This is a genomic window from Niallia sp. FSL M8-0099, assembly GCF_038006945.1.
Lineage (GTDB): Bacteria > Bacillota > Bacilli > Bacillales > Cytobacillaceae > Niallia > Niallia circulans.
This window is the reverse complement of sequence record NZ_JBBOWF010000001.1, coordinates 1343601-1359032: the sequence shown is the minus strand read 5'-3', so window position 1 is coordinate 1359032 and position 15432 is coordinate 1343601. Positions and strand designations below refer to the sequence as shown.

Below are 15432 nucleotides of genomic sequence, written 5' to 3'. Positions count from 1 at the left end.
TCCTGCTTCTTCTGGTTACTTCGGCGTTCATCCCCTTGTTGAATACTGTCTGTCACTCATAATACGCCCACTGATGTACACCAATAAGCCTATAAAGCTTATCTAATATTCTCTTAATCCTTCGCATTCCTCCCGATATCAGACACCAGTCATGTATTTCTTTTGTCGTTATCTTTCTTTCTGGAAAAAGCAGCTTAAATTCTTTAACACTTCGTAAAACAGCTAACTCCAAGCTTTCTGTATATCCACATACATCACATTTGATCATTGCACTTTCTGTTGAAATGAACAGTGAGTTACATTTATCGCAAAGGATTCCTTTCTTAAGTTCTTCATAGGTATAACTTGGTATTCTTCGATAAGGTGATTCATCCATATGAAGAGCGATCAACTTTTCAGCAAAGACCGCATGCTGTTTTTTTACTTGTGATTTATTTTTTTCTAATAATTTAACATAACGATTTAATTGGTTAGGATAAATGCAAGGCAAATGAAGTGGAGCTTGATATAAGATAAATTCGGGGTTTATAAAAACAACGTGTGGAATAATTGTAATGGAGTAACCAAGCTGGTGAACTAATTGTCTTAATAATGAATCGGTTCGTTTTAATTGAGTAATAGGATTACTGATTTCTACTTTATTTTTTTTCTTATAGAATCGATCATTTTCATAATAAAAGTCACCTTCATAGTTCTTAATTTCATAGAGATGAAGTGCATCTCCTTCTATCAATAAGGAGTCGATTTGAAATGTCGTCTGGTGTGATTGTAATAATAAATCATTTAATATAATACTATTTGGGGCTAAATCCTTTAAATACTTATCAAACTTCCTCTCTCCTTCCCAGCCTTTCCCTTGATTTAAGTACTTTGTCTTCAATTCATCAGATAATTCCATTCGGCTATTTAATGATTTTAATAAAGCTAATTCCAGTGGTTCCCTTCTTTTCTTATACAATTTTTCACCCTCCTATTTTACTGAAGCATTACAAACGAACGCTTATTTCTAGTATACAATACCGCGTCCATCTCCAACAAAAAAGCTTCACTACATCTCAAAAATGTAGTGAAGCTCTCTCTTACTCTGGTTCTTTTAACTTAACCGATACCTTATCGTTTTCTTTAACCTTAGACCCTGCTTTTATACTCTGAGAGGACACATATCCACTGCCAGAACTTTCAAGTTTCAGCTTATTGAGGTCCACTACTTTTAAAACATCGCGTAATGACCAGCCCTTCATATTAGGAACTGTTTCTTTACCATCCGTCTTTAAGATTACTTTCTCGCCTTTTAGATAAGTATCTCCTTTGACTGGAAGCTGTTCTTCCACTGCCTTACCGTCTCCGATAATAACGGCATTCAGCCCTTTATCCTCTAGAATTTTCTTCGCCTCTTCTGCAGTCATTCCACTTAAATTGGGGATTTCAATCGGCTTCGAAATTACTTCTTTTGTTGGTACTATATCCATATACTGCAGACTGCTCTTCATGACTGAAGTGAAAATTTCAGCGACTGGTTCAGACCCAGTTTCCGTTTCCTTTAGCTCTGGCTGCTGAACAGCAACATACATTATTAATTCAGGATCATCCTTCGGAGCCATACCTAAAAAAGAAAAAATGTAATCATTTTTACCTTCTAAATAACCGCCGCCGCTTTTAGGAATTTGTGCGGTTCCTGTTTTACCGGCAACATCATATCCATCAATATTGAATTTTTTGTAACCCGTCCCTTTTTTACTCGTAATAACCGTTTCAAGAATATCGCGGACTTCTTTGGCTGTTTTGGCAGAGATTGGTGTTCCTGCCACTTGCGTCTCGCCTTTTTTGATAATTTTCCCTGTATTTGGATCTTTAATCTGTTCAATAACGTACGGCTTCACCATTTTTCCATCATTGGCAATAGCTGTTGCCGCTTGAATTTGCTGAATTGGTGTTAAAGCTGTACCTTGACCAAAAGCAGTTGTAATTTTTTCTATTGGCCAATTAAATACAATCGAGCTATTTGCTTCTCTAGGCAGATCGATTCCAGTTGGCTGATCAAGGCCGAATTTTGTTAAATACTCTCTAAATGTCTCAAAGCCGATTTTTTCCTTGGCAAGTTTCGCGAACGCTACATTGGAAGATCGCTGAACTCCTTCTAAATAAGAAATCTTTCCCCAACCAGCTCCATTATTATGATCTCCTATTCCTTCATATCTGCCTGACGGATACTCCTCGTTTGGATTGAATACTCCTTCTTCCACCGCTGCAGCTAAAGTAAATATTTTCATAGTGGATCCTGGTTCATAATTGGTTTCAATTGCTTCATTATGCCAGGAAGCTGTAATACCTTCTCTTGTTTCGGGATCAAAGGATGGTCTTTGACTCATCGCTAATATTTCTCCTGTTTTCGGATTAGCTACAATCGCAATCATTTTTACAGGATTATATTCTGCATTTACCTTATTCAGCGTATCTTCTAAAAAGGATTGGATTTTCTTATCAAGTGTCAAATAAACATTCTTGCCATTTTGAGCAGGCACGATTTTATCCTTACTGTTTGGCAAAATATAACCCCAAAAATCTTTACTATACTGCATACTGCCATTTGTACCTGTCAGCATTTTATTTAAACTTTCTTCAATACCTAATCTGCCTGTTTCTTTACCTTCATCCTCTTCTAAATAGCCGATAACATGGGAAGCAAAGATTCCATTCGGATAAAAACGTTTTTTCCCTTCAACAATTTGAATACCAGGAAGCTTTAAATCTTCAATTTTCTTTTTCGTCTCATAGGAAAGATCTTTTCCGGCCTCCCCAAATTCCACTTGTTTTGCGCCCTTTTTGGTTAAAATTCTATAAATCTCCGATTCTTTTAAATCGATATATTTTGCTAATTCTCTAGCTGTCAATTCGGGATCCGCAACATGAACATTTTTATCCAGATTCTTACTCAATGATTCATCTGTTACAGCAACTAGCTTATAGGAAACTGCATCCTCTGCAATTACGTCCCCATTGCGATCTAATATACTTCCTCTTGAAGCCTCTAGCACACGGGAAGTGTTATGTTTTTTTTCTGCTTGCGCAGCTATCTCTACTCCTGACACTTCTCCTGTCGCCTGAATATAGACAAACCGAATAACTAAAACAAAAAAGAGCAGACAAAAGAAAACAAAAAGGATGGCTGCTCCAACATTAATATTAGGTTGTTTTCGGATCATTGCTTAATGCACAACCTTTACATTGTCTTTACTAAAATCTAAACCTAATTTCCCTGCTACTTTGCGTAAGCGTTCAAAGCTGCTTAAATCCTTTACTTGTGTATCTAATTCTTTGTTTGACTTTTCAAGCGAATTAATGGAGCTTTCCGCTACTTGAATATCTTTATTTACTTGATAAATCTCCGATTGATTGCTTACAATTTTTACGCCGCCAATACAAATAATGACTACAAAGGCAATTCCTAAAATCTTCTCTCCAGGAGATAATAATGATTTAGTCTGTTTAATAACCTTTTTAACCGACTGCTTTTCTTCTTGTTGTTGATATTGATCCTGCTGCATTTTTCTTGCTAAGTTGCTCATTTAATTACCTCCTGCACCCTTTGGTTATTGTTTTTCTGCAACACGTAGTTTCGCTGATCTTGCTCTGTTATTAAATTCTAATTCTTCTTCAGATGGGATAATCGGCTTTCTAGTAATTAATTTCAATTCTGGTTTAAACTCATCTGGAATAACCGGTAGTCCTGGCGGCAATGGCGGCAGATCACTCATCTTTTTAAATGTCGACTTACAAATTCTGTCTTCAAGGGAATGGAAGGTGATAACGCTGATTCTTCCGCCTGGATTTAGTAACGTAATGGCTTGCTCTAACGAAGCTTCAAATACGCCAAGTTCATCATTAACTGCAATTCGTATTGCTTGAAAAACTCTTTTTGCAGGATGACCGCCTTTTCGTCTAGCTGGCGCTGGAATAGCTTCCTTAATTAATTCAACCAACTCTCCAGTCGTTTCTATTGGGCGATTTTCTCTTGCTGCCTCAATTTTCCTTGCTATTTGTTTAGAGAATTTCTCCTCTCCATAACGAAAGAAAATTTTAACTAGTGATTCATAAGACCAAGAATTAACAACATCATATGCAGTAACATCCGCTTCATTATCCATACGCATATCAAGTGGTGCATCATGGTGATAACTAAATCCACGCTCAGGAGTATCCAATTGCGGGGAAGATACACCTAAGTCATAAAGAATTCCATCTACATGTGTAATCCCTAAGTTGTGAATTTCTTCTTTTAAATAGCGGAAGTTACTTTTGACAATCGTCAATCTGTCCTTATATGGGGCTAATTTTACTTGTGCATTTTTTATTGCTACTTCATCTTGATCAAATGCAATTAACCTTCCACTGCCTGATAATTTGGAAAGAATTAATTCGCTGTGCCCTGCTCCACCTAAAGTACAATCCACATAAATTCCATCTGGCTTAATATCGAGAGCATCGACAGCTTCATTCAGTAATACTGTTGTATGATTAAACATGAATCCACACCTGTCTATAAATTTTTCTTGTAGGTAGTATTTATTATGTACATAGTGAAAAAATTAAATATCAAACCCAATCATATTTTCTGCAATTTCTGCAAAAGAATCCTCTGATTCGGAAAAATAATTTTCCCACTCTTGTTTATCCCATATTTCAATACGATTAGAAACACCGAGAATAACACATTCCTTCTCTAACTGTGCATATTGAAATAAGGGGGAGGCAATATTAATGCGACCTTGTTTATCAATTTCACATTCTGTTGCTCCGGAGAAGAAAAATCGGGTAAATGCTCTAGCATCTTTTTTGGTTAAAGGTAATTGCTTGAGCTTGTCTTCAATTATCTCCCATTCATTAAGTGGGTAACCGAAAAGACATCGATCGAGGCCACGGGTTAGAATAAAGGTTTCACCTAAGTTCTCTCTAAACTTCGCAGGAACAATGATACGTCCTTTTGCATCAACATTATGATGATATTCACCCATAAACATACCCTTGTCCCCCACTTTCTAACCTCAATGTACCACATTCCCCCACTTTCCTCCACTATTAATTTTAATTCTATCTATTTTGTATATTTCCTGCAACAAAAATAATAATTTTGAAAAGAATAAACGGGGTTCTTTATCACTACTTTTTGAGAATTGTCTGTTTATTTTCTAAAAGACAAAACTAAAGGAGGGAATGAAAATGCGTTATAACAATAAAAAAACCGTCCTATAATTAGGACGGTACAGCTTGTTGACAAAAGGAATTTAGGAAATGCAAATGGAATTATTATGCATTGATTGGAATGGAAGGGGTGAGACTCTGTGGGATCTGCGAGACAGTCTGAGATTCTGCAGGCCTTTAGGCCGAAGCGGCTCAGCGCGAGCCCCACGGAAAGCGTACCCCTGCAACGGAAATCAATTCTTATTTAAAAAAATGTATATGTATAAACTAAAACAAACTCCTAATTACTGAATTAGGAGTTTGTCGACAGTCTGAACCGTCCTATAATTAGGGGGGAATCATTCTTTTCTTCCTTATAATTTAATAACCTTATGTGTTCCATCAAAGGCCATCGGCAATTCCATTACATCTTGAATAAAATCCATTCCATATTTATTTAAGAAATAGGTGATATTCCAGACTCTTTCTTGGGGAGACCCTTCTGGCTTTAAATTTTGTTCAATACGGTTAAATTTATTTACCAGTACTTCATGCTTTAATTTTACGGAAGCATCAACTTTGTTCTGCAAAAATTCAAGCTGGCTTACTAAAAAATCTTCATTTTTTTCTAATAACGGCAGCAAACCTTTATACTCTGCCTTCATTTCCTCTTCCACTTGATCATATTTCGTTTTAATTACCTCTTTTATTTCATTAAGTATCTGTTCAATCCGTTCATTTGAGACAGACTTTAAAAATTCCGCACATCTTTCAGAAGTTCCATTAACAAGAACATCCTTTATTGATAATTTTAGTTCCTCTATGTCTGCTTCCACGCTTCTCTCTAAGAGCGTAATATTTAAGCGAGGAATAACTGGCGGCATTTTAATTCCTAAGTGTTCAAAAGCCTTTTTAAGTTCCGCCCAGTACGCAATCTCTCCAGGTCCGCCAATAAATGCTAACGTAGGAAATAATAGGTCTTGCGTTATTGGTCTCGTTACGACATTATTGCTTAGCTTTTGAGGGAATTCACTCGCAATCTCTATTAACTGTTCCATAGTAAAGGATACTGTTCTATCTTTCCCGATAAAACAATTTTCTATTTCATCGTATTGCAGCAATACTCTTTCTTGCTCTACTTCATCATAATAAAACAAGTTAACAGGATTTTCTGCCATTTCAATCACAAGCGAATATCCCTTCTCCTGTACTAACTTTTGTTGTTCTGAAACGGAATCTGCTAATTTTTGAAATTCATTAATTTGTTTAAGGAAAATTTCTTTCTCCAACTTGCGAATCTCTTTATCACCAGAATCAACCAATAGTAATCCATAATCTTGGAATAAACTCATTGTAATATAGCTAAAGAAGTCAACAATCGTAGTGGATTCATGGACAGCATTGTGCAAAAGTTGCAATAAAGGCTTAGAATGATCTGTTTCACCATAGGATTCGACGATTTTTTCCAGCCATTCTATACAGACCTCTTTTTCCAGCAATATATCGGAAGCCATTCTTTTATCCAACACTCTTTGTGGATAAACTGCCTTCTTCATTTTTTCCTTACCTGGTGTATAAATATGATTAATTTCTAAATAATCATGGTCTTCTCCCGCTACCCAGAACACTGGTACAACCGGAATACCTAATTCTTCTTCTTTTTGTTCAGCTAACAGGATAATACTAATTACTTTATGAATAGAGTATAATGGACCTGTTAAAACACCCGCTTGTTGTCCACCTATAACAACTACACTGTTTTCCTTTCTTAATTTAGAAAGGGATTGCCTCACCTTTTCCCCTTGAGGGAACTTTTTCATGTAATCTTCGATATAATCTGCAAGATCATTCCTCATAAAAGTTCTCGTTTCTAATTCTTTAACTCTCTTCTCATAGCTACCATTATCAAGATAAGAATAATGAAAAAAGTCTTCCGCACTATTCTTTTGTTCTAAATAATCTGTTACGAATTTATTTGCCACAGGCAAAGAGAGATTCATCATCTCCATCTATGTACTTCCTTTCTCCAATTCGAGTTTTCCTATATATGTATTTTCTCCTTATTAAAGACTCTTTCTATAGTGGGAGTCCAACCACGAGCTTATCATCCAGCTGCTTATAAAAAGCATTCATTTTATTTCGCTACATAGAAAAGTATAGCATCCCTTTACTATAAAAGAAAAAAAGTTGCTTATAAGCCTTTATCTTTTCGATTTATCTTCTTATTAGCATCTTCCAGATTGAGTCCACCTATTCATTCTAAGTAGCACTGACTTGCTATACATTTAAGTTATTTTATTGTAATCAACTATTATACCATTCCAAGTGTTCTCCATATAGATAGGAAAAGACCATAAACGAGCAATACAATATATAAAAGGAAAAAAAGAAGAAAGCTTACACGCCAAATTCCTTTAAATACTTTTTTGTATTGTATTTCCTCTTTAAACTTCCAATGAACAATAACAAATAACATGCCAATCAACAAGATAAATATCACAATATACAATAAGACCGAAGTATGCCAGATAGATTGTATAAGAAAATGGACGGAAACAATAAAAAAGATGGTACTAATATCTAGTGCTAGATGTATAGATAGACGATGCTTTTTTGTAATCAACTTACTAATAACAAAAACAATAAACAATGTAAAGATTGGAAAAACCACGAGAAAACTAATGAGATGTGAAGTTAGATTAATCATGGATAAACACCTCTCTTTCTCGTTCTTTTCCCTTAATCATCAGATAAACCGTATTTGCAATAGGCACACTCTGTTTTTTCTTTTTTGCTTCTTCTATTATGTATCCTAAGATTGCATCTATTTCCGTAGGTCTTCCCGCCTCCATATCCTTTAGCATCGAAGATTTATTTAAAGCTGTTTTTCCTATGACTTCCATACAATACTCTCGATAGATTTTTTTTTCAGATTCGGTTATCGTTAAAACCTCTAATACCTCATTCATCAACATAGTCATCAATTGAGAATAATAAGCGTTTTCCAGCAAAAGACCATTTGGCACCAGCAAAATACTAGTTAAACTATTTACAATACAATTTACGACTAATTTTTTTTGCAGCATTATTTCATATTTATGTTCCATTATAAATAAAAAGTCTTTATTAGTAGCTGTTGTGAGCGTGGTAACTATATCGTCCATTTTTCCTTTTATACAAGCTATTTTTATTGCTCCTACACCAGTATGAATTACTGTTTGCTCATCTTCTTTCATCGCTCCATGTTCGACAATACCTATCAATATATTAGCAACTCGCGAATTCCTAATTGTCTCTATGTGTCCCATTCCATTTTGCAAAAAGCACATTGCTTTTATTTTATCGCCCATTTTTTCCATCTTCTCGTAAATGGACGCTAGTTGATATTGCTTTACTGCGACGATCGTCAACTCTTCTTGTCCATTCCACTCTTTAAAAAACCGTACGCGTACTGTTCGATTTTTCTTTTCGTCATTTGCTTTATAATATATTCCTTTCTCTAGGATTCGCTCGTATTGCTGCTTTGACCGAACATATAAGGTGACATCATGCTTTTCCTTTAACTGGTATGCACATAATAAGCCAATTGCCCCAGCTCCAATAATTGCAATTTCCATTAGAAGCTCCTTTATCGTTTCAAGTTATCGTTAGTTATATATTAACATTTTCTGAAATGTTTGTAGTACGAAAATCACAGGAATAGAAAAAAAATAAAATATGATGCTTGCCTCAAAAACGAAAGAAAAGCTAAAAGACGAGTGCAATCACATAGTTTTGAAAGATAATCTATAAAAGAGTTTTTTAAGGTTTAATAATATAGAAAGGAATAAAATTAGAGAAGAATGTTACAACTTAATGGGGAGGATGCGGTATTATACTCATTGGATAGATTAAAACACCAACAAATTGATTTTGTTTTCTTTTGCATATGAAAGATTAGAGATTTTAATTGACTTATATAAAGCAGCCGCCCAGATTCTCCTTGTGAGTCAAGTGAATCCAATGATTCTCCTCTGCCTCACTTTTTTATATACAGGAGTCGAGCGGATGCTTCCTAACTGACAGGATTCCTCCTGCAATATAGCATATTTATTTGACCATGTTATTATAGATATAGATCCCATTAGCATTTTAGCTAAAGAAAAACTTTACTTACACCTTGGGAAGTTTATCCTCATCTTTAAAAACCACCATTTGCCTTGCTTTTTCCATCAGCTCCACTAATGCTTTATAAGCGCCTTCCATGGAGTCTAATTCACTTTGCAACGCTTCATTTTCCTTCTTTAATATAGCTAGCTTTTCCTCTAATACCTTCGTTTTCTCTTTAACGGTGGAAGAGTCAATATTTTCTTGCTCCCACTTAGTTGCTTTATCATATAAATCTTTTAAATATAACATCATTTCATCAAATTGATTCTGTATAGGAGCTGGAGATATAGCAGGCTGGACAGCAGTTACTTCTTCTTGAGAAAACTCTTCTGCTACATTTGTCTTTTTCAATTGCTTTCTTTGTTTTTTGGCAAGTTCGATACCAGATTTATATTGTTTGCGTACATATGAATTCCAGCGAAATCCACATGCTGCACTTGTTCTTGATAATAATTTCCCCACTTCTTCAAATGCTTGAAGCTGTGTACCGCCTTCTCTAATATGACGAAGAACAATTTCAGCAAGTAAAATATCTTCATCTTTTGACCAAGCATCTTGTCTCGTTGTTGTCATCAGTATACCCTCCTAGTGTTTTTTATTCATACATATGCATCTACTAGAAAAGATAGACTGATTTATTCATATTACAAAAAGAAAAATTAGCAGCATGCAAAAAGAAAATTTGCTACTTATAGACCTAGTTAAGAAAATAATTCGTCTTCTGACACCACTTTGATACCGTTTCTTCTTAAAAGCGCAGTGGTTACACCCACACCGCCCATTTTTGTGCCATCAAAGTTCCCTGAATATATACTACCACTACCACAAGAAGGACTATTTTCTTTTAAGACTACCATTTCCGCCTCCAAGTCTTTAATAAAGACTAAGGTTTTATTAGCCCCTTCGATATACATTTGCGTCACATCATTCCCTTTAGCATCTTTAACAAATGCTTTTCCATCGAGAACATCATAACCATCCCCTCCGACTATCTCAGCTGGTTCCCTCGGAGTAGAGAAGCCTCCCAATAATTCCGGACAAACCGTTCTTATGTTTTCTTTTTTTATAAACTCTTCTATGTTGGTATCTAAACAATCCGTCCCATTATACCGAACTTTCAGACCTGCTAAACAAGAACTTATGACAATCATTGCTTATCACCTCATATTATGTATTTCTTCTAACTTTCAAAACTTCCTTTTATTTTACTTCAGCTATTTTGGTAATAATAGCTATAATATGAAAAAAAGCACAAGAACTTAAGTTCTTGTGCTTTTAATCAACAAAAAAGATAATTAGTTGCTTACAACTTCTTTCCCTTTGTATGTTCCGCAAGCGCTGCATACACGGTGAGCAAGTTTCATTTCACCACAGTTAGGGCATTCTACCATACCAGGCACTTGTAATTTAAAATGTGTACGACGTTTTCTCTTTGCAGTTTTAGATGTTCTTCTAAAAGGTACAGCCATTCGTCCCACCTCCTTAAAGAGTATTAAGAAAGTAATGAGAAAAGATATTTCCAATCTCACATTTTTCTTTTGCATAATTAAATATGAGTTAATTTACTCATTTTCAAAAAACTTAGCAAGTCCTGCAAGACGAGGATCAACTTTCTTCTCCTGTAAATCTTGCTCTTGGATTACTTCCCAATCATTTCCTGATTGCGGAGCTCCCTCTTCTGTTACATCTTCACAGAAGACTTGCATCGGTACCTCAAGTAAAAGTATTTCGGCTATAATTGGCTTTAAGTCAATTACATCCCCTTTTACCTGATGAACTTCCTCTTCGTCTGTTTCATATTCCGAAACTTTTAATAGGAAGGTTTCTGTTGTTTCAACATTAATTGGATAATCCACGTCTACTAAAGTACGAGAGCAAGGTAGCACGAGCGATCCTTTTATATTTAAATGAAAAGTCACTTTCGTTGAATCAATATCCGTACGTCCTGTTATATGAATAGGAGATACTTTTCTTATGGTCGGATCTGTTTCTTTGATCTCATCCATATTTATTGTTTCATCAATTGGCAATCCCTTACTTCGAAATTTTTGTAACTGGCTTAACGTCCATTTCATATATATCACCCCAAGGCAACAAAGGTAATTATAGCTTTCATATAATTATTTGTCAATATTTTTTCTTTACAGTAAATAATAAGAGATATGTCCTGAATCACGATCATATTTCGTGATTTCTTTTCTATTCTACCCATATTCATCAGAATTGCAACCAAAACTTCCTAAAATGATCTTGATTTCTCTCCCCCTTGCTTCCATTTAAGCTATTTTAGCAAAGCTTTACTTCAAAAATTCGTAGAATAGAAACTATATTAGAAAGTAGACAGCACTATTAAAACCTCGGTTATATTATATAGCCTCTTTGAAACCATCATTTAGTCCTATTCTTTTACTGTTTCTCACATATAAATTTACAAGGAATCTTTTTTAAAACAGGCATATCCATATAGGTTTCTCTTTTATAACCACTATTTTTAGGATAAACTTTTATTAATACAACCATAAAGAATATAGTTAGGGAGAATGTGATGAAAGCAGTTGGAGTAGTAGTAGAATATAATCCATTTCATAATGGTCATTTGTATCATATCCAAAAAGCGAAAGAACTAACACAGGCGGATATTGTGGCTGCTGTTATGAGCGGTCCTTTTCTACAAAGAGGAGAACCTGCCCTTGTTTCTAAGTGGGCTCGAGCAGAAATGGCTTTGGAAAGTGGAGTAGATCTTATTGTGGAGCTTCCCTATGCTTTTGCCACACAGCATGCTGCCGTATTTGCATCTGGCGCTGTTGATATTTTGCAAAGCTTAAGTTGTGATTTCTTATGTTTTGGCAGTGAATCAGGCAGCATCGATGCTTTTCAGCAGACTTTTACCCTGCTGCAAGGAAAAGGAATGGAAGAGGATTTACTTGTTAAGGGGTTTATGAAACAAGGAATGAGCTATCCGAAAGCTAAATCATTGGCGATAAAAGAATTAACAACTAGTGATGATCACACCGCGCTAAATCTTAGTATGCCAAATAACATCTTGGGATATGAATACTATAAGGCAGTGCATACCAATAAGTATCCCATGGAGATTTGCACAGTTGCCCGCATGAAAGCAGACTATCATGACAAAACATTTACTTCGGATACAATAGCTAGCGCAACAAGCATTCGCGAAGAACTATTGCATGATAAAGGAGACATAAGAAAAATAAAACCCTTCCTCCCCGCAAGTAGTTATCAATTACTACAGCAGTATAAGGAAACATACCTCACTTACCATACTTGGGAGAATTACTGGCACTATTTAAAATTCCGTCTCCTTCAGTCAACAGCAGAAGAGTTAGCTGCCATATATGAGATGGAGGAAGGTTTAGAGTATCGCTTCCTTAAATATGTAAAAACAGCATCCTCTTTTCACGATTTTATTCGTTTAGTAAAGACGAAAAGATATACATGGACAAGGCTGCAAAGAATTTGCGTACATATTTTAACAAATACCAAAAAGGCAGAAATGAGTTCTTCATTGAAGCCAAATTATATTCGTTTACTTGGAACAACTGTAAATGGCCGTCTCTATTTAAAAGAAAAAAAGAAGCAGTTTCAGCTGCCAATTATCAGCAAGCTTTCTGCTTTTGATAAAGAAAAAATCGCATTGGATATTCGCGCTTCGCAGATTTATGCTTTAGGTGTTCCTAATCTTGTTCAGCATCAACTATTAGAGATGGATTACACCAAACCTCCTATCATGAAATAATTCCTTTGTTAGGACTAGTTTTTATTAGTTGAAGTTCTTAATAAACAGCTTAAAGATTAAAGGCACTCCACTGTATTAAGCGAGAACCTTTAATCTTTATTTGTTCACTCTATAATTACTTTTTTTCATTCTTTCTTCTCTTTCTGATTTCCTTTTTAATCCCTTCTATATATTTTCTCGTTTCTGTTTCCCCTATTTCAATAATTTTCTCCAAATCAGTAAATGCCTTACTATTAAACATTTCAACAGGCGGCTTAATCATCACATTACTTGCAACCTCGCGTGATTCTACTAGTTCCATTTGCATGATATCTAATGAACGCATAATTACATCATAAATGTTAGAAATATCTGTATGAATGTTCACTTTTGCGACATCGACAGCAATTACAATATCTGCTCCCATTTCCTTCACAACTGAGACGGGAACACGATCGATTACTCCTCCGTCTACAAGCAATCGCCCGTCAATTTTTTCTGGAACAAATATACCTGGAATAGAAATACTAGCCCGAACAGCATCAGCAATTGGCCCTTTTGTGAAAACTACTTTTTCTGCCGTTAATAAATCAGTCGCAACAATGGCAACAGGGATATCCAACTCCTCTAAATTTTTTCCATAGGTAAACAAATGAATTAACTCCTTTACACGGTTCCCTGCGATAAACCCCATTTTAGGGACAGTAAAATCCAAATAGTATTTTCTTTTAAAGAACTTGGATAAAGTGTATAATCGCTCAATATCGGATCCTGCTCCATATAAACAGCCAATTATAGCCCCTATACTGCTGCCAGCAATATAATCTATTGGGATATTCTCTTCTCTTAGTATTTTTATGACCCCAATATGTGCAAATCCTCTCGCTCCACCTGACCCTAACGCTAATCCAATTTTTGGGCGTTCCATATTGTCCCACCTATTCTTTTCAAAATAATAATCTATATATTCTTATGGTCTTTTTTTTTATGTTATGAGTATATTGATTGGTAGAGGGATATTCTTCAGGCTGTTTGTGTACAAGTATTCTTTTTTACTAAATAAGTTTCTTAAACAGCCTTTCTTCTATAAATAAGAATACTTACCTACTATTTTCTATTTGAAGGGGGAGCAATATAATTTGTTACGCTCAAAATTTAAGACAATCGTACTCGCTTTATCTGCATCCCTATTAGCTCTTGCTCTAATTTCTTTTCCAGGAGTTGCAGTTGACGCTTCCAAAAATGGACTAAACACATGGTGGACGATTGTTTTTCCTTCACTTCTTCCTTTCCTTATTTTATCCGAAATTTTAATCGGTTTTGGTGTAGTTCGTTTTATTGGTGTTTTATTGGAACCCATTATGCGACCTCTCTTTAAAGTTCCAGGTGTAGGCGGATTCGTTTGGGCAATGGGCATGGTATCAGGCTTTCCTACTGGTGCAAAATTAACAGCAAGAATGCGTGAAGAAAAACAATTAACAAGAACAGAAGCAGAAAGACTCGTTTCTTTTTCTAACGCTTCTAATCCGATGTTTATTATTGGTGCAGTTTCAGCTTCTTTTTTTCATAGTCCCAAACTAGGACTGCTTCTTGCCTTTTCTCATTATTTAGCCAACTTTACAGTAGGACTATTTATGAGATTTCATGGCAAGGACACAGAAATAAAGAAACAGGAGGCAACTGAAAAAGCCTCCATCAAAAGAGCGTTACGGGAATTACATCATACTCGGTTAAAAGACAAGCGTCCACTTGGCAAATTAATGGGAGATGCTGTAACTTCTTCGATTCAATCGTTATTAATGGTCGGCGGCTTCATTATTCTTTTTTCTGTTATAAATCGATTACTATTTCACTTACATATTACTTCTTTTGCTGCTAAATTGTTAGAAGCCGTTTTCCAGCTATTCACTTTTTCTGGCGAATTAGCGATTCCATTCATTGCTGGGATATTTGAAATTACATTAGGAAGTCAATTAACAAGTGATGTAGAAACTTCCACCCTTATGCATCAAGCAATCCTGACTAGCTGTATCCTCGGCTTTAGTGGTTTGAGTGTACAAGCACAGGTTGCAAGTATTCTAGCACAGACAGATATTCGCTTTAAACCTTTTTTTATAGCAAGAATAATGCAAGCAATCTTCTCTGGAATTTATACATTTATCGCGTGGGATTTCTTTAACAAAACCTTTTTGGCAAAAGATGCTCCAACGATTGCGATCCCAGGATTAAACCAAGAGGGAGCTTTCTTGCAACAAATATTTGAAAATATTAGCACATGGGGTCCAATTGTCACGATTATTTCCCTAATGATTTATTGTTTTATCTTAGTAAAAAGATTATCTCCAAGAGAAGAAGTATAAAAAGGA

At 35.3% G+C, this 15432-nt stretch carries 15 protein-coding genes; 2 read left to right on the top strand and 13 right to left on the bottom strand.

The genetic code is table 11. From position 1 onward, the window contains the following. Positions 1-52: 52 nt before the first annotated feature. The 12 genes from NSQ92_RS06335 to NSQ92_RS06280 all read right to left on the bottom strand — a co-directional run bounded on the left by NSQ92_RS06335 (position 53) and on the right by NSQ92_RS06280 (position 11402). Positions 53-958: a nuclease-related domain-containing protein gene (locus tag NSQ92_RS06335; RefSeq protein WP_341152484.1), complete on the bottom strand. Its 906-nt coding sequence runs from the start codon at positions 956-958 to the stop codon at positions 53-55. A gap of 121 nt (positions 959-1079) precedes the next feature. Next, positions 1080-3203: a penicillin-binding transpeptidase domain-containing protein gene (locus NSQ92_RS06330; RefSeq protein WP_341152483.1), complete on the bottom strand. Its 2124-nt coding sequence runs from the start codon at positions 3201-3203 to the stop codon at positions 1080-1082. A gap of 3 nt (positions 3204-3206) precedes the next feature. Next, the gene (gene ftsL / locus NSQ92_RS06325; RefSeq protein ID WP_047939904.1) at positions 3207-3566 is read right to left on the bottom strand and encodes a cell division protein FtsL; all 360 of its coding nucleotides are present in this window, start codon (positions 3564-3566) and stop codon (positions 3207-3209) included. Positions 3567-3590: 24 nt separating this feature from the next. Continuing rightward, entirely contained in the window at positions 3591-4523 is a 933-nt protein-coding gene (rsmH, locus tag NSQ92_RS06320; RefSeq protein WP_047939903.1) for a 16S rRNA (cytosine(1402)-N(4))-methyltransferase RsmH, read from the bottom strand. Positions 4524-4586: 63 nt separating this feature from the next. Further along, positions 4587-5018, bottom strand: a complete 432-nt coding sequence (mraZ, locus tag NSQ92_RS06315; protein ID WP_047939902.1) for a division/cell wall cluster transcriptional repressor MraZ — start codon at positions 5016-5018, stop codon at positions 4587-4589. 534 nt (positions 5019-5552) lie between these two features. Beyond that, positions 5553-7187, bottom strand: a complete 1635-nt coding sequence (bshC, locus tag NSQ92_RS06310) for a bacillithiol biosynthesis cysteine-adding enzyme BshC (RefSeq protein WP_047939900.1) — start codon at positions 7185-7187, stop codon at positions 5553-5555. Positions 7188-7489: 302 nt separating this feature from the next. Further along, positions 7490-7885, bottom strand: a complete 396-nt coding sequence (locus NSQ92_RS06305) for a DUF3397 domain-containing protein (protein ID WP_047939899.1) — start codon at positions 7883-7885, stop codon at positions 7490-7492. Next, positions 7878-8795, bottom strand: a complete 918-nt coding sequence (locus tag NSQ92_RS06300; RefSeq protein WP_341152482.1) for a 2-dehydropantoate 2-reductase — start codon at positions 8793-8795, stop codon at positions 7878-7880. The genes NSQ92_RS06305 and NSQ92_RS06300 overlap by 8 nt, the downstream gene beginning before the upstream one ends. Before the next feature lie 535 nt (positions 8796-9330). After that, the gene (locus tag NSQ92_RS06295) at positions 9331-9900 is read right to left on the bottom strand and encodes an RsfA family transcriptional regulator (protein WP_047939897.1); all 570 of its coding nucleotides are present in this window, start codon (positions 9898-9900) and stop codon (positions 9331-9333) included. Between the two features lie 128 nt (positions 9901-10028). Next, complete coding sequence (locus NSQ92_RS06290) at positions 10029-10478, bottom strand: DUF523 domain-containing protein (protein ID WP_095257603.1); 450 nt, start codon at positions 10476-10478, stop codon at positions 10029-10031. A 144-nt stretch (positions 10479-10622) separates the two neighbouring features. After that, positions 10623-10796, bottom strand: a complete 174-nt coding sequence (rpmF, locus tag NSQ92_RS06285; RefSeq protein WP_016200993.1) for a 50S ribosomal protein L32 — start codon at positions 10794-10796, stop codon at positions 10623-10625. Positions 10797-10889: 93 nt separating this feature from the next. Continuing rightward, positions 10890-11402, bottom strand: coding sequence for a YceD family protein (locus tag NSQ92_RS06280; protein WP_061796783.1), 513 nt, complete (start codon positions 11400-11402; stop codon positions 10890-10892). 470 nt (positions 11403-11872) lie between these two features. Here NSQ92_RS06280 and NSQ92_RS06275 point away from each other — a divergent pair, with 470 nt between their 5' ends. Then, positions 11873-13087 carry a nucleotidyltransferase gene (locus NSQ92_RS06275; protein WP_047939894.1) on the top strand — a complete coding sequence of 405 codons (1215 nt, stop codon included), beginning with the start codon at positions 11873-11875 and terminating at the stop codon, positions 13085-13087. Positions 13088-13202: 115 nt separating this feature from the next. Here the strand turns inward: NSQ92_RS06275 and NSQ92_RS06270 are convergent, their stop codons facing one another. Continuing rightward, complete coding sequence (locus NSQ92_RS06270) at positions 13203-13994, bottom strand: patatin-like phospholipase family protein (protein ID WP_047939893.1); 792 nt, start codon at positions 13992-13994, stop codon at positions 13203-13205. 211 nt (positions 13995-14205) lie between these two features. Between NSQ92_RS06270 and ylbJ the strand changes: the two genes are divergently transcribed. Further along, positions 14206-15426 (top strand): sporulation integral membrane protein YlbJ, encoded by a 1221-nt coding sequence (ylbJ, locus tag NSQ92_RS06265; protein ID WP_095319918.1) that lies wholly within the window; start codon positions 14206-14208, stop codon positions 15424-15426. Positions 15427-15432: the final 6 nt, after the last annotated feature.

Coding starts and splice junctions, on each gene's coding strand:
- NSQ92_RS06290 (WP_095257603.1), bottom strand. CDS start 10,478: ATGATTGTCATAAGTTCTTGTTTAGCAGGTCTGAAAGTTCGGTATAAT.
- NSQ92_RS06270 (WP_047939893.1), bottom strand. CDS start 13,994: ATGGAACGCCCAAAAATTGGATTAGCGTTAGGGTCAGGTGGAGCGAGA.
- rsmH (WP_047939903.1), bottom strand. CDS start 4,523: ATGTTTAATCATACAACAGTATTACTGAATGAAGCTGTCGATGCTCTC.
- NSQ92_RS06300 (WP_341152482.1), bottom strand. CDS start 8,795: ATGGAAATTGCAATTATTGGAGCTGGGGCAATTGGCTTATTATGTGCA.
- rpmF (WP_016200993.1), bottom strand. CDS start 10,796: ATGGCTGTACCTTTTAGAAGAACATCTAAAACTGCAAAGAGAAAACGT.
- NSQ92_RS06275 (WP_047939894.1), top strand. CDS start 11,873: ATGAAAGCAGTTGGAGTAGTAGTAGAATATAATCCATTTCATAATGGT.
- mraZ (WP_047939902.1), bottom strand. CDS start 5,018: ATGTTTATGGGTGAATATCATCATAATGTTGATGCAAAAGGACGTATC.
- NSQ92_RS06280 (WP_061796783.1), bottom strand. CDS start 11,402: ATGAAATGGACGTTAAGCCAGTTACAAAAATTTCGAAGTAAGGGATTG.
- NSQ92_RS06295 (WP_047939897.1), bottom strand. CDS start 9,900: ATGACAACAACGAGACAAGATGCTTGGTCAAAAGATGAAGATATTTTA.
- ftsL (WP_047939904.1), bottom strand. CDS start 3,566: ATGAGCAACTTAGCAAGAAAAATGCAGCAGGATCAATATCAACAACAA.
- NSQ92_RS06330 (WP_341152483.1), bottom strand. CDS start 3,203: ATGATCCGAAAACAACCTAATATTAATGTTGGAGCAGCCATCCTTTTT.
- bshC (WP_047939900.1), bottom strand. CDS start 7,187: ATGGAGATGATGAATCTCTCTTTGCCTGTGGCAAATAAATTCGTAACA.
- NSQ92_RS06305 (WP_047939899.1), bottom strand. CDS start 7,885: ATGATTAATCTAACTTCACATCTCATTAGTTTTCTCGTGGTTTTTCCA.